The organism is Streptomyces sp. NPDC002926 (genome assembly GCF_053591755.1).
This window is the reverse complement of sequence record NZ_JBSFUK010000010.1, coordinates 71967-91507: the sequence shown is the minus strand read 5'-3', so window position 1 is coordinate 91507 and position 19541 is coordinate 71967. Positions and strand designations below refer to the sequence as shown.

Here is a 19541-nt window from a genome sequence, read left to right as displayed (position 1 = left end):
TCGACATGGAGGACGAGGTCGATCGACTGGTCGCAGCATGGCGCCGTGAGCGCCCCGACCTCGACGTGGAACCGCTCGAGGTACTCAGCCGCGTCTCCCGGCTCGCCCGCCATCTCGACCGGGCCCGCCGGCTCGCCTTCTCCGAGCACAATCTGGAGCCGTGGGAGTTCGACGTACTCACCTCGCTGCGGCGCGCGGGGGCTCCGTACCAGCTCTCGCCGGGACAACTGCTGACCCAGACCCTGGTCACCTCAGGCACCATGACCAACCGCATCGACCGGCTCGCCAAGAAGGACCTGGTCGAGCGGCTGCCCGACCCCAGCGACCGGCGCGGTGTGCTGGTGCGCCTCACACCCGAGGGGCGGGACCGCGCCGACCAGGCACTGGCCGGGCTGCTCGCACAGGAGCGCGCGATCCTGTCCGAACTGTCACGGGCCCAGCGGGCTGAACTGGCCGCGCTGCTACGCCAGTTGACCGCCCCGTTCGACAACGTCCCCGGCTAGGTCGACCGGACCGACGCCGGCGCGGCGCGCGAGAGCGACCGCGGCGAGCGTGGAGTGCACGCCCAGCTTCCCCAGAACGTTCTGCATATGCGTACGGACGGTGTGCGGGGACAGGAAGAGGCGCTCGGCCACTGCTTTGCGCCCCAGCCCCGCGACCATGCAGCGCAGTACCTCACGCTCGCGCGGCGTGAGCGACTCGACGAGCCGCTCACTGTCGGTGCGGTGCTTGCGGGCCGCGGTCAGCTCTCGCAGTACGCCGGTGAGCAGGGCCGGGGGCAAGTGGGTCTCGTCCCTCAGCACCCCCCGAATCACCGCGAGCAGCCGCTGCAGCGAGCAGTCCTTGGCGACCCAGCCGGAGGCTCCGGCCTGGAGTGCGAGCGCGGCGCGGCGCGGGTCGTCCTTCTCGGCGAGCACGACCGTACGGACGGCGGGCTGGCCGGAGCGAACACCGGCGACCAGGGATATGCCGTCGACGAGACCCTCCTCGCCGTTGTCGGACACGGCACGGGCGACGGCACGGCCGCCCGGCACCGCGAGGGCGCCGAGGTCGGCGTCGACCAGCATCACATCGAATCTGCGGCCGTCGGCGGCCGCCCGCTCCAGGCACCGCAGCGCGGCGGGGCCGCTGCCGGCCGCGGCGACATCGACATCCGGCTCGGCCGCGAGAGCGGCGGCGAGTGACTCGGCGAAGATGCGGTGGTCGTCCACCACCAGGACCCGGATACGAACCACAGACACCCCCAGTGTCGGAAGACGGACCGGCGCGGGTACGCCGCCCGGGAATTGGGGTAATCCAGCGGTCGCGCGGCCGCCGCCGCGCAGTGACTGCTACCCCGCCCCGGGCGTCGTACCCGACTGTCTCGCCCCCTGATCAGCACCGGCCCCCACCGGTACTGAGCATCAGCGTACGGATGGGTGGCCGGAGCGGAAGGTTATTTGCAGAACTGACTGGCCAGGGTGTTTAGGGTGTGCCACATGTTTCGTATTGAGACAGAAGTCGACAAAGATCGGCGGATGCTGCTCGGTGACCGGCTGGACAGCAGCAACACGCGACGGTCACCGGCGATGCGGGCGCTGCGGGGTACACCGCACGATGACGAAGTGCCGCTGGAGGTCTGGGCGCTGGAACCGGGCACGGCCGAGCCGGCGGGCGGGCTGACGGCACTCACCTGGGGACGCTGGCTCCAGGTGGATCTGCTCTGGGTCGCGGACGCCCACCGCGGCACGGGCCTCGGCACGCGGCTGCTGGAGGAGGCGGAACGGACGGCCAGGGAGGACCGGGGGTGCTTGTACGCACGCCTGGAGACCTGGGACTTCCAGGCGCCGGAGTTCTACCGAAAACGCGGGTACGCGGTGGTGGGCAGGGTGGAGGACTATCCCCCGGGGGCAACGGAGTTCATCCTCACCAAGCGGCTGGCGTAGCGGGCCGGCGGCTCACGACAGGCGCGTGGCGCCCCGGGAGGGCGTCGCCGTGAAGATTCTCGGTTCCGCGTGGCCCGCGGACGCGAACGCCTCCAGGACCGACTTGGTGACCGTCGGCGTCGTCGGCACATCCGTCAGGACGATCGCCGAGCCGCCGAAGCCGCCGCCCGTCATCCTCGCGCCCAGCGCGCCCGCCGCCAGCGCTGTGCCGACCACCAGGTCCAGTTCCGGGCAGGAGACCCGGAAGTCGTCCCGCAGCGAGGCATGCCCCTCCGTCAGCACCGGGCCCATGGCGCGCGCCTGGCCCGCCCGCAGGAGGCCGATCACCCGCTCGACCCGGTGGTCCTCGGTCACGACATGCCGCACCAGAGCGCGCACCCGCGGATCGTCCAGCCGGTCCAGCGCCCGGGCCAGATCCTCGTACGGAACGTCCCGCAGCGCGGCAACGCCGAGCGCCGCCGCCGCCGCCTCGCAGCCGGCGCGGCGTTTGCCGTACTCGCCGTCGCTGTGGGCGTGCTTGACGCGCGTGTCGACGACCAGGAGTTCCAGGCCCAGCGCCGCCGGATCGAAGGGGATCTGACGCTGGGACAGGTCCCGGGTGTCCAGGTGCAGCGCGTGTCCGGCCGTGCAGCACGCCGAGGCCGTCTGGTCCATGATCCCGGTGGGCGCGCCGACGTAGACGTTCTCGGCACGCCGGCACAGCCGGGCCATCCGCCGCCGCTCCAGGCCCAGTTCGTACAGATCGTTCAGCGCGAGAGCCGTGACGACCTCGAGCGCCGCGGAGGAGGAGAGGCCCGCGCCCGTGGGAACGGTGGACTCGTAGTGCAGATCCGCGCCGCCGGCCGTGTGGCCCGCCTCGCGCAGCGCCCAGACGACGCCCGCCGGGTAGTCGGTCCAGCCGCCCGGGCCCCGCCCCGGCGCGAGGTCGCCGACGCGCAGCTCGACCGGTCCGCCCCCGGCATCCGCCGAGTGCAGTCGCAGTACGCCGTCGTCGCGGCGAGCCGCAGTGAGGACTGTGGTGTGCGGCAGCGCGAAGGGCATCACGAAACCGTCGTTGTAGTCGGTGTGTTCACCGATCAGGTTCACCCGGCCGGGAGCCGCCCACACACCGTCCCTCATGACGCGTTCTCCCTCCCACGGGCGAAGGCCCAGGCGTCCGACACGATGCCCGCCAGGTCCGCGCGGCTCGGCTGCCAGCCCAGGCGTCTGTGCGCGGTGGCCGCCGAGGCGACGAGCACCGCCGGGTCGCCGCCGCGGCGCGGGGCCACGACCTCCGGGACCGGATGGCCGGTGACCCGGCGTACGGTTTCGATGACCTCTCGGACCGAGAAGCCGTTGCCGTTGCCGAGGTTGCAGATCAGGTGTTCGCCGGCGGTCGCCGCGTCCAGCGCGAGCAGATGCGCCTCGGCGAGGTCGGCGACATGGATGTAGTCGCGGACACAGGTGCCGTCCGGGGTCGGGTAGTCGTCGCCGAACACCGAGATGGATTCGCGTTTGCCGAGGGCGACCTGCAGCACCAGCGGGATGAGATGCGACTCGGGGTCGTGGCGTTCGCCGCACATGATGTTTCCCGACGGGCCGTACGCCCCCGCCACATTGAAGTACCGAAGGGACACGGCCGCGAGGCCGTGCGCCCCGGCCTCACCCGTGATCATGTGGTCGACGGCGAGCTTGGACGCGCCGTAGGGACTGGTGGGAGCCGTCGGGTCGGTCTCGGTGATCAGTGTGGAGACCGGCTCGCCGTACGTCGCCGCGGTGGACGAGAAGACCAGCTTGCGGACACCCGCGTACCGCATGGCGGCAAGCAGCGCCGTGGTCCCGCCGACGTTGTTCGTCCAGTACTTCTCGGGGTTGACCACCGACTCGCCTACCTGCGAGAAGGCCGCGAAGTGCAGCACCGCGTCGTACGAGGAATCCAGCCACTTGGCCGCGTCCTGGATCCGGCCCTCGATGAACTCGGCGTCCGCCGGAACCCCCTCCAGGAACCCGGTCGAGAGGTCGTCGAGCACGGTCACCCGGTGGCCGGCCTCCAGCAGATGCTGCGCCACCACGCTGCCGACGTATCCCGCACCGCCGGTGACCAGGTACTTCTTCTGCGGCATGCTGCTCACTCGCTCGCTACCTCTCGCAGTCTCTCAGCCGCGGTTTCCGGCGGCACATCATTGATGAACACGCTCATACCGGACTCGGAACCCGCGAGGAACTTGAGCTTGCCGGAAGCACGGCGGATGGTGAAAAGCTCGAGATGGAGCCCGAAGTCACTCCGGCCGGCATCCGCGAAGGGCGCCTGGTGCCAGGCCGCGATGTACGGCGTCGGCGGTTCGCCCGCACCGAAGATCCGGTCGAAGCGCCTCAACAGTTCCAGATAGATCTGTGGGAACTCTGTGCGCGCCGCGTCGTCCAGTGCCCGCAGGTCCGGCACGCGCCGCAGCGGGTACAGATGCACCTCGTACGGCCAGTGCGCCGCATACGGCACGAACGCGACCCAGTGCCGGCCCTCCAGCACCACCCGTACGCGCTGCTCACGCTCGCGCGCGACAAGGTCGTCGAAGAGATTGCGGCCGGTCTCCGCCCGGTGTCCGGCGGCCGAACGCAGCATCAGCGCGGTGCGCGGCGTGACGAAGGGGTACGCGTAGATCTGGCCGTGCGGGTGCCCCAGCGTCACCCCGATCTCGGCGCCCCGGTTCTCGAAGCAGAAGACCTGCTCCACCTGTGGAAGTTCGGCGAGCTCGGCGGTGCGGTCGGTCCAGGCCTCCAGCACCAGCGCGGCCTGTTCCTCTCCGAGGTCGGCGAACGACGCGTCGTGGTCGGAGGTGAAGCAGACGACCTCGCAGCGGCCCGAGTCGCCGGCCAGGGACGGAAAGCGGTTCTCGAAGACGGCGACGTCGTAGTCGGCGGCCGGGATCTCGCTGAGGCGGCCGTCCCTGGACGGGCAGAGCGGGCATGCGTCGGCCGGCGGGTGGTAGGTGCGGCTCTGACGGTGCGAGGCGATGGCGACCGAGTCGCCGAGCAGCGGGTCGCGGCGTACCTCGGAGATGGTGGAGATCGGGTCGAGCGGCCGCAGGTCGACGGCGTCGCGTACGGCGTCGTCGCGGGAGTCGTAGTAGAGCAGCTCACGACCGTCGGCGAGCCGGGTCGACGTCTTCTTCACTCTGGAGCTCCCTCAGCCTCCCAGCAAACAGAACCGCACATAACAAATCACAAGCCAACAGTCGTCGTCAATGGGCACGCAGCATGCGCTTACTTAGGACATTTCAACCAAAGGTGAACCGGGCGAACCGCGGGTGAGAACCGGGGCCGGCCGTACCGGTCTTCGGCACGAGGACGGCGGCGACCAGGGCCGACAGCCATCAGGAAGGCGCTGAACATCTCCGCAACGGCGGCGCGGGCGTCGCCTCGGCGATCATCGCCCCTATTCGTCCTGCGCGTTTCGTCCTGCGCGCTCCCGATCGCCCTCGGCACGCTCTTCACCGCACCCGAGTCCGAGGGCCACAGACCCCGAAGCCCGAGGCCGGAGACACCGATGCCCGCAGACTCCGAAGCCCGAGGCCACAGACCCCCAGGCCACACAGACTCCGAGGCCGCGGATCCGAGGCCGCAGACCCCGAGGGCGCGTAACGCCTACTCCGCCGCCGGTCCCGGCGACGAGACGGTCGTCGCCCGGTCCAGCAGTCCGGTGCGCGCCGCCAGCGCCGCCGCCTCCAGCCGGGAGCCCACTCCCAGCTTCATCAGCACCCGCTGCACATGCGTACGGGCCGTGCTCGGGGCTATCCCCATCCCGGCCGCGATCAGCCGGGTGTCCTCGCCCTCAGCGACCCTGACCAGCACCTCGACCTCGCGCGGAGTGAGCAGGTGCAGCAGTCGCTGACCCTCGTCATCCGGCTGCGCGGCCGGGTTGAGCAGCTCGGCGAACGCGCCCTGCAGCAGCTGCGGAGCCACCACCGCCTCGCCCGCCCGTGCCTTGACCATCGCCCGCTCGACGCCCTCGATCCGCTCGTCGTGACGTACATAGCCGGAGGCGCCGGCCGCGAAGGCCGCGGCGATCCCCCGTGGGCTCGGCACCGGGCCGAGGACCACCACAGCCACCTGGGGGCGCTCCCGCTTGATCTTCACGATCGGGTCGAAGGCGCCCGGTTCCGCGGGTGTCGCCGTGCCCATCAGGCACACCTCGGGCGCTCTGGCCACCACCAGCTCGGCCGCCCCGGCCGCGGGAGCGGCCGCCGCGAGCACCCGGTGCCCACGCAGCTTCAAGGCCGAGGCGAGTGCCTCGGCGAGCAGTCGGTGATCATCGACCACTACGAGCCGCACGCCCATCGAGCAACCCCCATCCCCGCGAGCTGGCCCCCCGGCCCTCCTGACCCGGCAAGCTACACGCTTGTTCGACGTGGCGCGCCCCTAACTCGGCAGAAGCCCCCCAGAATGCCGAATTCTTCGCCAAACAGGGTTACAACAGCGCTTGTCATGACCGTGGCCCGGCACATCGGGGAACCGATGTGCCGGGCCACCGGCCGGAATTGTGCCGCGCGCGGCATGCGCCCGGTCGGAGATCAGTCCGCCGTGCTGAAGGCGACAGCCAGGTACTTCTTCCCGAACGAGGACGAGGACGACGACGGCTTGCTCATCAGGACCGCGCCCACGTACAGGCGGCCGTTCGCATAGCGGTACTCGGCGAAGTCCGTGGAGAAGCTGGTCTCCGCTTCCCGTACCGCCTTGTCGGCCGGATTGTCCATCAGCACCGTCTGCTTGAAGGTGCTGCCGTCGATGCTGACGATCTGGCCGCCCTTGTCGTAGGGAGGCCACTTGTACGCGATGATGTTGCCGCCGTCCATCCGGATCGGGAACATCGTGTACCGGTCGCCCGCGTCCGCACGGTCGCTGGTGGGCTTTCCGGTGGCGAGGTCGTAGGACACGATCTCGTTGGTGTCGCCGTACTCCCCCGTGCCCTCGTGGTCCGCGGTCGGCAGGTAGAGCCTGCCGTTTCCGACGACAACCTTCTGGCAGGTCTCGACCTCGGTGGAGCCGCACCTGGCCTGGAACTTGTCACCCGTCGCCGAGATCTTGGCGCGCAGCGCACCCTTGTCGTCGAGCGAGAAGAAGTCCGAGATGCCGCCCGAGCCGGTGTCGCCGACGTCGGCGGCGACGACCAGGGGCTTGGTGGAGATGACGCTCGCGTAGCCGACGCCGGGCGGCATCTTGTACGAGAAGAGCGGGGTGCCGTTGGCCGGGTTCAGGCCCTGGATGATGACCTGCGGGTTGTCGTACGAACCGCATTTGCGGGCGGCGACGAGCGCCGGGCCCCCGCCGTACCCCATGTCGTAGCAGCCCTCGGCATTGGTCGTGGGCTTCCAGCGGACGGCGCCGCTGTTGAGGTCGAACGCCGCGCCGCCGTCGGTGCCGCCCGCGGCGACCGTGGTACCGCTCTGGGTGACCTCGGTGAACTTGACCTTGCCGTCACCGCTGGAGGCGCCGGTGACGGACTTGCTCCACAGCAGTTTGCCGGTGCCGAGATCGACGACGCCGACCTCGGTGCACGGCTGGTAGTTCTTCGGCGGAGTCCGCTTGGCGGCCTCGAAGACGATCGCGGCCTTGTTGTCCTCGGAGAGATGCCGGGAAGCCGCGCAGATCTGGCCCGCGAGCGGGAGGGTCCACAGCGGGGTGCCCTTGGCCGCGTCGTAGCCGACGAGGGAGTTGACCCCGGGCTTGACGTAGGCCTTGTCGGTGACCCAGGAACCCTTGACGCTCGTGAGGTCGGTGCGCGCGGGTTCCGGCAGCTGGAAGGCCACTTTGGAGTGGATGTTCGCGGGCGCCTGCTCCTTGCCGGCGCCGTCGGCGGCCTTGCCGCCGCCGGTGGAACCGCCGTTGGAGCCCTGGGAACTGCCGCCCGAGCTGCTCTTGCTGTCGTCCGTCTTGCCGCCGCCGTCGTCCTTGGAGGCGAACCAGATGCCGCCGACGACGATCAGCACCACGGCGAGGGACGCCGCGATGATGATCTGCATCTGCGTGCTCAGCTTCTTGCCGCCACCGCCGCCACTGCCGCCGGGCTGAGGCTGCATGTACTGCGGCTGCATGGGCGTGGTCGGGTAGCCGTAGCCCGGCTGGGCCGGCGGCTGTCCGGCCGGAGGCGCCTGCGGGTAGCCGTAACCGGGCACCTGGCCCGGCGCCTGCGGATAGCCGTAACCCGGCTGGCCCTGCGACGGCTGGGCGGGCGGCTGCGTCTGCGGGTAGCCGTACGAAGGGTTCTGCGCGGGTGGCGGTGTCGGGGCTCCGAAGCCGCCGGGCGGCGGATCCTGCGGAGGACCGAACCCGCCCTGCGACGGCTGTCCCGGCGGCTGATTCGGTGGCTGGTTCGGTGGGGGTGGTGGCTGCGTCATGGCGTACTTACCTCTGAAGAGCGGGAGTTTTGTCTGACGGACTCAGCACGCGGTCACTTGCCGAAGGCCATCATGGTCTTCGTCTCCTTCTCCTCCGCGTCATTGCTGGCGCTGACGCGGCCGCTGGCGAGGAAGAACCGGCCGTCCGCGAAGACCATCTTGGCGGAGTAGAAGGAGTTCTCGATCTCGGCGGTCGAGGCCGGGTGCTGCAGCAGCACCTTCGGCGCGCCACCCGTCGGCGCGATCGTCGCGACCGCACCGCCCTTGTCGTACGACGCTCCCTTGTAGACGAGTACGTTCCCGTCCTGCATGCCCAGCGGCGTCATCGAGGTGTCGCCGCCCGCGGGCGAACGCCACTTGGGCTTGCCGGTGTCGAGGCTGAACGCGACGACCTCGTTGGCCCCGCCGGCCCGGGCGGGCTCGGTCGCCATGTAGAACGTGCTCGCGTCGGCGGCGACGCCGGTGCAGCCCTCGAGGTTCTGGCCGAAGACCACGAACCCACCGCCGCAACGCGGCTGGAACTTGTCCTTGCCACCGTCGATCTGCGAGCGCACCGTGCCGTTGTCCTTCAGCGCCACGATGGACCACTTCTTCGGCTCACGCTGCGTCAGGGAGATGACCAGCGGGCTGGCCGAGTAGACCTTGTCGATCTCCCAGCCGACCGGAGTGTTGTACGTCCACTTGGCCTTACCGGTGGCCGGGTCGACCTCCGACAGCTGCTGCTTGGGCTTGTCGTAGTCCGACGTCGGGCAGCTCGCCGCGGCGATCAGCTTGGGACCGCCCGCGAAGGCGAACGGCTTGCAGCCGTCCGTGGGTCCCTTGAAGAGCTGCTTGCCGTCGGCCATCGAGAAGCCGTAGGAGTTTCCGCTGCCGCCCGCCGCGAGGGTGTTGCCGCTGATCGACAGAGTGAAGTCGGAGAGCGAGCTGAAGGCGCCACTGGCCTTGGGAATCGGCTTCTTCCAGCCAGCCTTGCCGGTCTTGAGGTCGATCATCTGCAGATTGAGGCACTTGGACCTCTCGGTGAGGCCGTCCTTGACCCCCACGACGATCTTGCCGTCGGCCGAGGTCTGCGCGGGCGCGGAGCAGATCTCGGTGCCGAGCGGCAGGCTCCACTTCTTCGTGCCGTCGGTCGCCGAATAGCCGACGACCTCCTTGTACATGCCCTTGACGACGGTGTCGCCGACGACCCACGGGCCGAACACCTCGGCGCCGTTGCGCGGCAGGTCGACATCGTTCTTCGTCAGGAACAGGACCTTCGCCTCGCCGGGCTTGCGCCCGGCGTTGAGGTCGTCGTCGGCCTTGCGGCCGTCGCCGCTGCCGTCACCCTGGTCGACGGACTCCGAGCCCTGCGGCTTGGGGTCGTCGCTCTTGCTGACGTTCTGCTCGTCGTTCTTCTCGTCGTCACCGCCGCTGACGGCGAAGTAGGTGCCGCCGCCGATCACCAGCAGCGCGGCGACCGCCGCGCCGACGATGGCGCCGGGCTTGCCCTTGAAGAAGCCGCCGATGCCACCGCCGCCCCCTGGCGGGGTGGGCGCGCCGGGGTACTGCGGCTGCGTCGGGTAGCCGCCGTAGGGACCCGGCTGCTGGCCGTACGGGCCGGGCTGCTGGTACGGGCCGGGCTGCTGGCTGTACGGACCCGGCTGGCCGGGAGCCTGCTGGGGGTAGCCGTAACCGGGCTGGGCGGGCTGCTGCTGGGGATATCCGTAACCCGGAGCCGGTGCGCCGGCCGGCGGCGCGGGCGGCATCTGCGGCGGCGGCCCCTGCGGGGCGGCAGGCATCTGCGGCGGCTGCGCGGGCGGCTGAGGAGCCCCGAAGCCCCCCTGGGGAGGCTGGTTCGGCGGCTGCGGCGGCTGGTTCGGCGGCTGTGTCATGAGTGTTTACCTCTGGAAATGGGGAGACGGGAGAAGGAGTTGGGATGTCCGAATGACTCAGAACGCGGTCACTTGCCGAAGGCCATCAGTGTTTTCGTCTCCCTCTCCTCTGCATCTTCGAGCGCGCTGGCACTGGTGGCGGTGAGGAAGAACCGGCTGTCCGCGTACACCGTCCGCGGTTCGATGAAGCCGGCCTCGGTCCCGGACCGCGACAGCCACGCCGAGGGCCGACCCCTGACGGAGCCGGCGCCGGGCGGGGTGGGCGCGCCCGGGTACTGCGGCCGGGTCAAGCAGCCGCTGTACGGCCCCGGCTGCTGACCGCAGGGGCGGGCCGGCCGGCCGTACGGACCCGGCGGACCGGGAGCCCGCCGCGGGTATCCGCAGCCTGGCTGCGTGGGCGGCATCCGCGGAGGCTGGGACGGCGACCGAGGAACCCCGTGCCGCGGGTCCTGGGAAACGTCTGAGCCACCCTGCGGCTGTTGCTGGCCGGGCGGCTGCGTCATGCGGTACTTCCCCCTTGGTGCGGCCTGCCGCTCGAGCCGGTCTCCCTCACTGTTCCGGCGAGCGTTTGCTCCCCAAGGGAGCGATTTGGCCATGGATTCCACTGTTTCAGGTCAGTCGAGCGGGCTTCTTTCTATCACTCGGCGGCACTCGAACAAGGGGCCGGTCCGCCCCTGTTCCCAAGGGAGGACCGGCCCGTGATGCGGTTGTTACGCGCTCTGCACGGCTTCTCTACGCCTCCTCGGCGAGTTCGAGCCAGCGCATCTCCAACTCGTCGCGCTCGACGATCAGTTCACGCAGCTCCGCATCCAGTTTCGCCACCTTCCCGAAGTCCGTGGCGTTATCGGCGATTTGGGCGTGCAGGTTGGTCTCCCGGTCGGAGATCTTGTTGAGCTGCCGCTCGAGCTTCTGCAGTTCCTTCTTCGCCGCGCGGGCGTCGCCCGATGACTTGGCCGCCGGCTTCTCCCCCGCGGCGGAAGCGGGCGCCGGCGTCGGCACGGCTGCCTCGATCATCCGCTGCCTGCGCTCCAGATACTCGTCGATACCGCGCGGCAGCATCCGCAGCGTGGCGTCGCCGAGCAGCGCGAACGTCCGGTCCGTCGTCCGCTCGATGAAGAAGCGGTCGTGCGAGATGACGACCATCGAGCCCGGCCAGCCGTCGAGCAGGTCCTCGAGCTGCGTCAGCGTCTCGATGTCGAGGTCGTTGGTGGGCTCGTCGAGGAAGAGGACGTTCGGCTCGTCCATCAGCAGCCGCAGAATCTGCAGCCTGCGCCGCTCACCGCCGGAGAGGTCACCCACCGGCGTCCACTGCTTGTCCTTGGTGAAGCCGAACTGCTCGCACAGCTGGCCCGCGGTCATCTCGCGGCCCTTGCCGAGGTCGACCCGGTCGCGTACCTGCTGCACGGCCTCGAGTACCCGCAGGGCCGGGTCGAGTTCGCCGACCTCCTGGGAGAGGTAGGCCAGCTTCACGGTCTTGCCTACGATGACGCGGCCGCCGACGGGCTGCTTGTCGCCGTCGCTGCGTGCCGCATCCGCCAAGGCGCGCAGCAGCGAGGTCTTGCCGGCGCCGTTCACTCCGACGAGGCCGATGCGGTCGCCGGGGCCGAGCTGCCAGGTGAGGTGCTTCAGCAGCACCTTCGGGCCTGCCTGGACGGTCACGTCCTCCAGGTCGAAGACGGTCTTGCCGAGGCGGGCGTTGGCGAACTTCCTCAGCTCGGAGGTGTCGCGCGGCGGCGGCACATCGGCGATCAGCTCGTTCGCGGCCTCGATGCGGTAACGCGGCTTGGAGGTACGGGCCGGAGCGCCGCGCCGCAGCCAGGCGAGCTCCTTGCGCATCAGGTTCTGCCGCTTGACCTCTTCCGTCGCCGCGATGCGCTCGCGCTCGGCGCGCGCGAAGACGTAGTCGCTGTAGCCGCCCTCGTACTCGTGCACCGCGCCGCGCTGGACGTCCCACATCCGCGTGCAGACCTGGTCGAGGAACCAGCGGTCGTGGGTGACGCAGACGAGCGCCGAGCGGCGCGCCTGCAGATGCTTCGCCAGCCAGGCGATGCCCTCCACGTCGAGGTGGTTGGTGGGCTCGTCGAGGACGATCAGGTCCTGCTCGGCGATGAGCAGCTTGGCGAGCGCGATCCGGCGGCGCTCACCGCCGGAGAGCGGCCCGATGACGGTGTCGAGGCCCTGTTCGAAGCCCGGCAGATGCAGGTCGCCGAAGAGCCCGGTGAGTACGTCACGGATCTTGGCGTTGCCCGCCCACTCGTGGTCGGCGAGGTCGCCGATGACCTCGTGCCGGACGGTTGCCTCGGGGTCGAGGGAGTCGTGCTGGGTGAGCACCCCGAGCCGCAGCCCGCCGCTCTGGGTGACCCGTCCCGTGTCGGGCTCCTCCAGCTTGGCGAGCATCCGGATGAGGGTGGTCTTGCCGTCGCCGTTGCGGCCGACGACGCCAATGCGGTCTCCCTCGGACACGCCGAGGGAGACCTTGTCCAGCAGGGCACGTGTTCCGTACACCTTGCTGACTGCCTCGACATTGACGAGGTTGACGGCCATTTCACTCCTGGGACGGGGGACGGATCGACGTCCAGCGTAGTCGCCGTCCCCGGCCTGTTCCGGACAGCCGGGGATCACCGGGATCCCTCGTGCCCGTGGACGGTCCGCAGACGGGCCGCGGCAGCTTTTCGGCCAACGTTTCAGCGCCTGCCTGCCGCGAGCAACCCGGACACCCCTGCTCAGCTCTCACAGGCCACACAGGTCGTACCGGACCACACCTGGGGGAGCGGGCACGTCGGGGGCGTGCCCGGCCGGTCGGCCGTGGGCTCTGACCAGTCCGATGCCACGTGGCACTCGCAGACGAGGAACCGATGACCAGACATCCCATATCCTCTGGTACCCGCCTACGCCGTACAGCGGCCGTCGCCGCGGCACTCACCGCGGTCGCTGCCGGGACCGGGGCCGCTCCGCTCGCCAAAGCGGCGCCGACGACCACCGCACCCAAGCTCAAGCTGATCGCCGCCTCCAGCTCCGTGACACTCGACCGCTGGGAGGGCGAGACCGGGGTCTCTCTGGACCTCGGGACGTACGTCACGGTCGACGGGGGCCCACTGGAGCTCAAGGTGACGCGCCCGTCCTACAAGAAGCCCGTGACCGCCGCGCAGATCATCCACGAGGGGAAGAAGACGCGGACCAAGCCCCTTCCGGCGGGCCTGGTGAAGGACTTCTCCGGCCTGCCGGGCTTCCTCAAGGTGACGATCAGCAAGGCGTCCGGCGCGAAGGTGCTGGACACCACGCAGGCGTTCTGCCCGAACAGCGCGGCCGGACGGATCCGGCCGGACGCGCCCGCCACCTCGAAGTATCCCGAGGAATGCCCCAGGAACCCCTTCACGCTCGGCTCCGTGTGGGGCGTCGAGAACGGCTGGGCGGCCAACACGAGCCGGGGCGGCGAATCGCGGCCGGCCGATCTGCCTCCCGGCGACTACACCGCCAAGGTCTCCGTGGCGAAGACCTATCGTGACCTGTTCGGCATGGCCGACGAGCAGAAGACGATCAAGGTGAAGGTACGGCAGGTCACCGAGGGCGGGGGCGGGCCGGCGGCCTCGCGCCCGGCCCACTCGGCGATGGCCGGGCACTCCGGTCACGGCGCCGCGGCGTCGGCCCACGCGGGCCACCACGGCGTCGACGGGCGCGGTGCGGACTCCCCCGCGCCGCCCGCGCTGTCGCACGCTCTGGAGGACCTCGGCAGGGCGACGCACCTGGGAGACGGTCCCGGGCACACCGACGGCTCCCGGAACGCGCCCGCGCTGAAGCCCAACTCCCACCGCCCGGCCGGCCGGGCGAGCGTGCCCAACGTGCCCAAGCCGGACCTGCGTTCGCTCCCGGCGTGGGACATCGCCATCTCCGACGGCGAGGACGGGGACGCCCCCGGCAAGGACTATCTGGCCTTCAGCGCCAACGTCTGGAACGCGGGCCCCGCGCCACTGGTCGTCGACGGCTTCCGCAGCCCCGGCAAGAACCTGATGGACGCCTACCAGTACTTCTACGACGCCACCGGCAAGCAGATCGGGTACACGCCCACGGGCAGCATGGAATGGGACCCGCGAGTGGGTCACGAACACTGGCACTTCAAGGACTTCGCCAGCTACCGCCTGCTGAGCGCCAACCAGGCCGAGATCGTGCGCAGCGGCAAGGAGGCCTTCTGCCTGGCCAACACCGACGCCGTCGACTACACCGTGAAGAACGCCAACTGGCACCCGAACAACACTGATCTGTCGACCGCCTGCGGCGAGCAGAACTCGGTGTCCGTGCGCGAGGTCCTCGACGTCGGCTCCGGCGACACGTACACCCAGTACCGTCCCGGACAGTCCTTCGACGTCACCGATCTGCCGAACGGCACCTACTTCATCCAGGTGATCGCCAACCCCGAACACCGCCTCCAGGAGACGAACCTGAAGAACAACGTCGCACTGCGGAAGGTCGTACTGGGCGGTAAGCCCGGCGCCCGCACGGTGACGGTACCTCCGCACGATCTGATCAACGCTCCCTGATCCGGGGCCCGTCGCAGCCCGGCCCATGGCCGGCTGCGGCCGGGCGCGCCCCTTGCGCGCGTGACCTGCGGCGGTCGCCCGGGAAGCGACTCCTAGGAAGCGGTCCGGCGGCCTCTGCCCGCCGTCTCGACCAGCAGCCAGCCGATGAGCGCCATGGCGACGGCGACGGGCGCGGTGACGCGTACGGCGACCAGCATCGCGGACTTGCCCTGCAGCATGCCGCCGAAGCCGACCATCGACAGACCGAGCACGCCGAACAGGCAGAGTGTGATCCCGAGGGCGGCGGCGGGCCCGGACCCGCCCTTCCCCTCGGCCCCGGGGGCCGCGCTCACCGGCCGCTCGAAGGTGCGGAAGGCGGCGACGAGCAGCGCGGTCACCACGGCGGCCACGGCGATACGGACCGGGACCTGCGCCCACCAGGCGGCGGAGGCGGGCGCGGGCAGCGGTATGCCGAGGGCGATCATCGCGCCGTACACGCCGAGCATCGCGGTGAGATGCCACAGGAACGCGGTCATCGCGATGCCGTTGGCGGCGACGACGACCCGCCAGACCCGGGCCCGCTGCACGAAGCGCGTACCGGGCGCACGGAGCAGCTCCACCGCGCCGACCAGCCACAGGCCGTGGAAGAGGAGCGCGAGGGTGGGCGGGGCCATGTTGGAGACCTTCTCGCCGGGCATCCCGACCATGCTCAGCGGATACGGGCCGAACGCGACCAGGCCCGCGGCACCGGCGAGTCCCGCGGCCGCGAGCGCGGAGGGCATCCGGATCCGGCCGTCGGCGCGGAGGAAGCCGAGCTGGTGGACGGCGAGCCAGACGAAGGCGAAGTTCAGGAACTCGACGAACGGCACCCCACCGAGGAAGCGCAGCCCGTCGACGAGCGCGGCACCGGCGACGAGCGCGGCAAAGGCGCCCCAGCCGTAACGCTCGTGCAGCCTCAGCAGCGGCGGCGTGAAGGCGACCATCGCCAGGTAGATCCCGATGAACCAGAGCGGCTGGGCGACCAGCCGCAGCGCTGTGCCGGTCAGCCCGGTCGAGTCACCGCCGTCGCCGAGAAGCTGAACGAGCAGCGCGGCCGTGCCCCAGACCAGGATGAAGACCATGGTGGGCCGCAGCAGCCGCTGCAGCCTGGCCCGCAGGAATGCGGCGTAGACGGAGCCGTCGGTCTTCCGGGTGAGGGAGCGGTACGAGAGGGCGTGCGAGAAGCCGCCGACGAAGAAGAACACCGGCATGATCTGCAGGCCCCAGGTGAGCGGCTGCAGCTCGGGCACGACGGCGAGAAGATTCCCGACGCCGTCCCCGGCGACGACCGCCATCAGCCAGTGCCCGAGCACGACGGTCCCCAGCGAGGCGACCCTCAGCAGGTCGATGTACCGGTCCCGGGTCCCGGGCGTGGCAGCGGCGAGCTCACGAACGCTTGATCCCATGCGAGTACGGTGCCGCGGGGGTGCGGGGGCGGGTGAGGGCGCTCGTACTCATCCCGGATCTGAGTATCCCGCCCGCCCGCGCTCGAACATGGGGGTGCGGGACGCCTCCGGACCAGAACCGCCTTACACCAGCACCGCACCTGTCGCCGGGGACGGCGCCACCCTCGCCGTGCGGCACGTGCCCGAGGACAGCAGCGCCTGCGCCACTCCCCGCGCCGCGTCCTCGTCCTTCGCCAGGAACGCCGTCGTCGGGCCCGAGCCCGAGACCAGGGACGCGAGCGCGCCCGCCGCCGTGCCCGCCGCGAGGGTGGCGGACAGCGAAGGCCGCAGCGAGAGCGCCGCGGGCTGCAGGTCATTCACGAGCGCGCCCGCCATCGCCGTGGCGTCGCCCGTACGCAGGGCCTCGAGCAGCGCGGGGGAGGCGACCGGCGCGGGGACGGCGATGCCTTCGTTGAGGCGGTCGAACTCGCCGTACACCGCGGGGGTCGACAGTCCGCCGTCCGCCACCGCGAACACCCAGTGGAAGTCCCCGCCGACCGCCAGCTCGGTCAGCTGCTCGCCGCGGCCGGTGCCCAGCGCCGCGCCGCCCACCAGACCGAACGGCACATCGCTGCCCAACTCGGCGCAGATCGCGAGGAGTTCGGAGCGCGACGAGCCAACACCCCACAGCGCGTCGCACGCGAGCAGCGCACCCGCGCCGTCCGCGCTGCCACCGGCCATACCGCCCGCGACAGGGATGTCCTTGGCGATGTGGATGTGGACGTCCGCGGACAGGCCGTGGCGGGCCGCGAGCAGTTCGGCCGCGCGGGCCGCCAAGTTCGTACGGTCCAGGGGAACTTGATGTGCGTCCGGGCCCGAGCACGTGATCGTCAGCGACTCGGCCGGGGTCACTGTGACCTCGTCGTACAGGCCGACCGCCAGGAAGACATTCGCGAGGTCGTGGAAGCCGTCGGGCCGCGCCCCGCCCACCGCCAGCTGGACATTCACCTTCGCAGGGACCCGTACCGTGACGCTCACGCCTTGGCCTCCGCGATCCGTGCGAACTCCTCCACCGTCAGCGCCTCCCCGCGCGCCTGCGGGGAGATACCGGCCTCGACCAGCGCCGCCTCCGCCGCCGCCGGCGATCCGGCCCAGCCCGCCAGCGCCGCCCGCAGCGTCTTGCGGCGCTGCGCGAACGCCGCGTCGACCACCGCGAAGACCTCCGCCTTCGATGCCGTGGTCTTCACCGGCTCGGTGCGGCGTACCAGGGACACGAGACCCGAGTCCACATTCGGGGCCGGCCAGAAGACGTTCCGGCCGATCGAACCGGCCCGCTTCACCTGCGCGTACCAGTTCGCCTTCACCGAAGGCACTCCGTACACCTTGTTGCCCGGCTTGGCCGCGAGCCGGTCCGCGACCTCCGCCTGGACCATCACCAGCGTCCGCTCGATCGTCGGGAAGCGGTCCAGCATATGGAGGAGAACAGGAACAGCGACGTTGTACGGCAGGTTCGCGACCAGCGCGGTCGGCGCCGGACCCGGCAGCTCCCGCACCTGCATCGCGTCGGAGTGGACCAGCGAGAACCGTTCGGCGCGCCCCGGCATCCGGGCCGCGATCGTCGACGGCAGCGCGCCCGCCAGCACATCGTCGATCTCGACGGCGACCACCCGGTCCGCCGACTCCAGCAGCGCCAGGGTCAGCGACCCGAGCCCGGGGCCGACCTCGACGACGACGTCGTCCTCCCGCACCCCGGCGGTCCGTACGATCCGGCGGACCGTATTGGCGTCGATGACGAAGTTCTGACCGCGCTGCTTGGTGGGGCGTACGCCCAGCGCTGCGGCCAGTTCACGGATGTCGGCGGGGCCGAGGAGTGCGTCGGGCTCAGTGGTGCTCACCGATACAGCCTACGGCCGCAGTGCGGCCACGGACTCGCCCCCCTTTGCACGAAGAGCTTCTTCGCCCGGTACGTCTGTTCCGTCGCGGGCGCGTCCTGCGGCCGCCCCCTGCCGCCCAGCGCATGCCAGGTCCTGGTGTCGAACTGGTACAGCCCGCCGTAGGTGCCCGACGGATCGACCGCCCCCGGCCGACCGCCCGACTCGCAGCGCGCGAGAGCCTCCCAGTTCAGCCCGTCCGCGCCCTGCACGGAGTCCGGCAGCCGCTTGGTGCCCACCTTCACCTGCTGGGTGACGGGCTCCCGCACCACCTCCTCGGCGATCTTCTTCGGCTTCTGCCGCACCCCGTTGACCGTCCGCAGGGCGTATCTGACCCGGCGCGCTCCCGGCCGGCCCGGCTGTGCGACGACGTCGGTGCCCGCGAGGAGCGAGGGGTCCCCGGTCCTCTCGGTCCCGAAGTCGATCGGCTCCTCGCGGATCTCCACGGCGGTGGTGATCCGCATGACGGTGATCGTCTGGCCGTCGCGCGGAAAGCTGGTGAGCGGCACGGAGGTGGTGTCCTGCCCGCGCAGCTCGATGCCGGCCTCGTCCAGCGCCTCGCGCACACTGGCCGCGTTCGTACGGATGGTGTGCTCGCGCCTGTCGGCCATGAAGGTCACGGTCCGCTCGGTCCGTACGTCCAGCGCGAGGCCCGTGCGGGAGATCGGCGAGGAGCGGGAGGCGGACAGATAGGCGCCATCGGCCCGCACTCCGAGCTGGCGCAGCGCGCCGTCGACGGTGCGGGCGGTGGTCCACACCCGGCGGCGCTGACCGTCGAGGGTGAGCATCACGGGCCGGCCGTAGCGGACGATGATCTCGTCGCCGCTGGCGAGGGCCGCGCCGGGGGCCGGGGCGATGATGTCGTGCCCGGTGACACGGAGGCCCTCGTCCTCGAGGAGCTCCTGCACATCGTCGGCGAAGGTGTGCATGGTGCGCGGTACGCCGTCGATGCTGAGCCGCACCGCCTTGTCGTTGACGACGAAGGCCGAGGTGCCACCCGCCAGGAAGGCGACGACGAGGGCCTGCGGGATGAGCCGGCGCAGGGTGTCGGGCTTCTGCACGGTCCTGCGGCGGCGGGCGGCGCGACGGGCCTCGGCACGGCCACCCGCCCCGGTGACATCCATGGCCGGCCCGGCGGCGGGACCCGGGCTCTGGCGCGGCAGCGACGGCCCGGGCGGTTCGCACGGGCTCGGCCCGGACGCTTCGTGCGACGACGTGGGCGATACGTACCGCGTGAGCTCAGGCCGCCGTTCGTGGAACGTCGGCCCGGGCCCTTCGTGCGGCTCCGCCGTCCTGGCGGCGGCACGACGACCGTCGCGCCCGCCTCGGTCACTGCCCTGCGAATTGTTCACGACGCTCCGTAGGTCCGGTCCGGTCCGCCAGATGGCGTTGCGGGCCGGGACACTAGCGGAGCTTTGGTCACTCTCCAAAGCGGCTCGACTACGCAGTGTTTCGGGACTATCCTGCGCCGAACCCGCCGCCGGAGCCGGCGGCGCCCTCCGCGT

16 protein-coding genes are annotated in these 19541 nt (G+C 70.9%); 4 read left to right on the top strand and 12 right to left on the bottom strand.

All coding sequences use genetic code 11. The features are described 5' to 3' along the window. The first annotated feature begins 5 nt into the window (after positions 1–5). Positions 6–503 (top strand): MarR family transcriptional regulator TamR, encoded by a 498-nt coding sequence (gene tamR / locus ACWDZ6_RS18285; protein ID WP_324973496.1) that lies wholly within the window; start codon positions 6–8, stop codon positions 501–503. On the opposite strand, the gene ACWDZ6_RS18280 is transcribed toward tamR, so the two are convergent. Then, entirely contained in the window at positions 462–1235 is a 774-nt protein-coding gene (locus ACWDZ6_RS18280) for a response regulator transcription factor (protein WP_351453517.1), read from the bottom strand. The two genes, tamR and ACWDZ6_RS18280, sit on opposite strands and share 42 nt — an antisense overlap. 243 nt (positions 1236–1478) lie before the next feature. Between ACWDZ6_RS18280 and ACWDZ6_RS18275 the strand changes: the two genes are divergently transcribed. After that, complete coding sequence (locus ACWDZ6_RS18275; RefSeq protein ID WP_451503678.1) at positions 1479–1925, top strand: GNAT family N-acetyltransferase; 447 nt, start codon at positions 1479–1481, stop codon at positions 1923–1925. Positions 1926–1937: 12 nt separating this feature from the next. Here the strand turns inward: ACWDZ6_RS18275 and galK are convergent, their stop codons facing one another. The 6 genes from galK to ACWDZ6_RS18245 form a co-directional block, all read right to left on the bottom strand. Beyond that, positions 1938–3044, bottom strand: coding sequence for a galactokinase (gene galK, locus ACWDZ6_RS18270; RefSeq protein ID WP_451503677.1), 1107 nt, complete (start codon positions 3042–3044; stop codon positions 1938–1940). Further along, positions 3041–4027 (bottom strand): UDP-glucose 4-epimerase GalE, encoded by a 987-nt coding sequence (gene galE / locus ACWDZ6_RS18265; RefSeq protein WP_351453515.1) that lies wholly within the window; start codon positions 4025–4027, stop codon positions 3041–3043. Before galE ends, galK begins: the two co-directional genes overlap by 4 nt. A 5-nt stretch (positions 4028–4032) precedes the next feature. Further along, on the bottom strand, positions 4033–5076 hold the full coding sequence (gene galT / locus ACWDZ6_RS18260) for a galactose-1-phosphate uridylyltransferase (RefSeq protein ID WP_451503676.1): 1044 nt from the start codon (positions 5074–5076) through the stop codon (positions 4033–4035). 470 nt (positions 5077–5546) lie between these two features. Next, positions 5547–6239 carry a helix-turn-helix transcriptional regulator gene (locus ACWDZ6_RS18255; protein ID WP_326650454.1) on the bottom strand — a complete coding sequence of 231 codons (693 nt, stop codon included), beginning with the start codon at positions 6237–6239 and terminating at the stop codon, positions 5547–5549. A gap of 233 nt (positions 6240–6472) precedes the next feature. Beyond that, on the bottom strand, positions 6473–8296 hold the full coding sequence (locus ACWDZ6_RS18250) for an outer membrane protein assembly factor BamB family protein (RefSeq protein WP_451503675.1): 1824 nt from the start codon (positions 8294–8296) through the stop codon (positions 6473–6475). A 53-nt stretch (positions 8297–8349) separates the two neighbouring features. Then, positions 8350–10167: an outer membrane protein assembly factor BamB family protein gene (locus tag ACWDZ6_RS18245; protein WP_451503674.1), complete on the bottom strand. Its 1818-nt coding sequence runs from the start codon at positions 10165–10167 to the stop codon at positions 8350–8352. 135 nt (positions 10168–10302) lie between these two features. On the opposite strand from ACWDZ6_RS18245, the gene ACWDZ6_RS18240 reads away from it, so the two are divergent. Continuing rightward, positions 10303–10485 carry a hypothetical protein gene (locus tag ACWDZ6_RS18240; RefSeq protein WP_451503673.1) on the top strand — a complete coding sequence of 61 codons (183 nt, stop codon included), beginning with the start codon at positions 10303–10305 and terminating at the stop codon, positions 10483–10485. A 414-nt stretch (positions 10486–10899) separates the two neighbouring features. Here ACWDZ6_RS18240 and ACWDZ6_RS18235 read toward each other — a convergent pair whose 3' ends face one another. Beyond that, positions 10900–12711 carry an ABC-F family ATP-binding cassette domain-containing protein gene (locus ACWDZ6_RS18235; protein ID WP_326650459.1) on the bottom strand — a complete coding sequence of 604 codons (1812 nt, stop codon included), beginning with the start codon at positions 12709–12711 and terminating at the stop codon, positions 10900–10902. Positions 12712–13022: 311 nt separating this feature from the next. Here ACWDZ6_RS18235 and ACWDZ6_RS18230 point away from each other — a divergent pair, with 311 nt between their 5' ends. Continuing rightward, positions 13023–14702: a lysyl oxidase family protein gene (locus ACWDZ6_RS18230; RefSeq protein WP_451503672.1), complete on the top strand. Its 1680-nt coding sequence runs from the start codon at positions 13023–13025 to the stop codon at positions 14700–14702. Between the two features lie 92 nt (positions 14703–14794). Here ACWDZ6_RS18230 and ACWDZ6_RS18225 read toward each other — a convergent pair whose 3' ends face one another. The 4 genes from ACWDZ6_RS18225 to ACWDZ6_RS18210 form a co-directional block, all read right to left on the bottom strand. After that, the gene (locus ACWDZ6_RS18225) at positions 14795–16126 is read right to left on the bottom strand and encodes an acyltransferase family protein (protein WP_451503671.1); all 1332 of its coding nucleotides are present in this window, start codon (positions 16124–16126) and stop codon (positions 14795–14797) included. Positions 16127–16249: 123 nt separating this feature from the next. Next, on the bottom strand, positions 16250–17143 hold the full coding sequence (locus ACWDZ6_RS18220) for a 4-(cytidine 5'-diphospho)-2-C-methyl-D-erythritol kinase (protein ID WP_451503670.1): 894 nt from the start codon (positions 17141–17143) through the stop codon (positions 16250–16252). Further along, positions 17140–18000 carry a 16S rRNA (adenine(1518)-N(6)/adenine(1519)-N(6))-dimethyltransferase RsmA gene (gene rsmA, locus ACWDZ6_RS18215; protein ID WP_451503669.1) on the bottom strand — a complete coding sequence of 287 codons (861 nt, stop codon included), beginning with the start codon at positions 17998–18000 and terminating at the stop codon, positions 17140–17142. The genes ACWDZ6_RS18220 and rsmA overlap by 4 nt, the downstream gene beginning before the upstream one ends. Beyond that, positions 17997–19199, bottom strand: a complete 1203-nt coding sequence (locus tag ACWDZ6_RS18210) for a ubiquitin-like domain-containing protein (RefSeq protein WP_451503755.1) — start codon at positions 19197–19199, stop codon at positions 17997–17999. The genes rsmA and ACWDZ6_RS18210 overlap by 4 nt, the downstream gene beginning before the upstream one ends. Positions 19200–19541: the final 342 nt, after the last annotated feature.

Excerpts from the sequence above, each read along its gene's own strand:
- ACWDZ6_RS18275 (WP_451503678.1), top strand. The coding sequence starts at position 1,479 with ATGTTTCGTATTGAGACAGAAGTCGACAAAGATCGGCGGATGCTGCTC.
- tamR (WP_324973496.1), top strand. The coding sequence starts at position 6 with ATGGAGGACGAGGTCGATCGACTGGTCGCAGCATGGCGCCGTGAGCGC.
- ACWDZ6_RS18235 (WP_326650459.1), bottom strand. The coding sequence starts at position 12,711 with ATGGCCGTCAACCTCGTCAATGTCGAGGCAGTCAGCAAGGTGTACGGA.
- galK (WP_451503677.1), bottom strand. The coding sequence starts at position 3,044 with ATGAGGGACGGTGTGTGGGCGGCTCCCGGCCGGGTGAACCTGATCGGT.
- galE (WP_351453515.1), bottom strand. The coding sequence starts at position 4,027 with ATGCCGCAGAAGAAGTACCTGGTCACCGGCGGTGCGGGATACGTCGGC.
- ACWDZ6_RS18250 (WP_451503675.1), bottom strand. The coding sequence starts at position 8,296 with ATGACGCAGCCACCACCCCCACCGAACCAGCCACCGAATCAGCCGCCG.
- ACWDZ6_RS18255 (WP_326650454.1), bottom strand. The coding sequence starts at position 6,239 with ATGGGCGTGCGGCTCGTAGTGGTCGATGATCACCGACTGCTCGCCGAG.
- ACWDZ6_RS18230 (WP_451503672.1), top strand. The coding sequence starts at position 13,023 with ATGACCAGACATCCCATATCCTCTGGTACCCGCCTACGCCGTACAGCG.
- ACWDZ6_RS18225 (WP_451503671.1), bottom strand. The coding sequence starts at position 16,126 with ATGGGATCAAGCGTTCGTGAGCTCGCCGCTGCCACGCCCGGGACCCGG.
- ACWDZ6_RS18245 (WP_451503674.1), bottom strand. The coding sequence starts at position 10,167 with ATGACACAGCCGCCGAACCAGCCGCCGCAGCCGCCGAACCAGCCTCCC.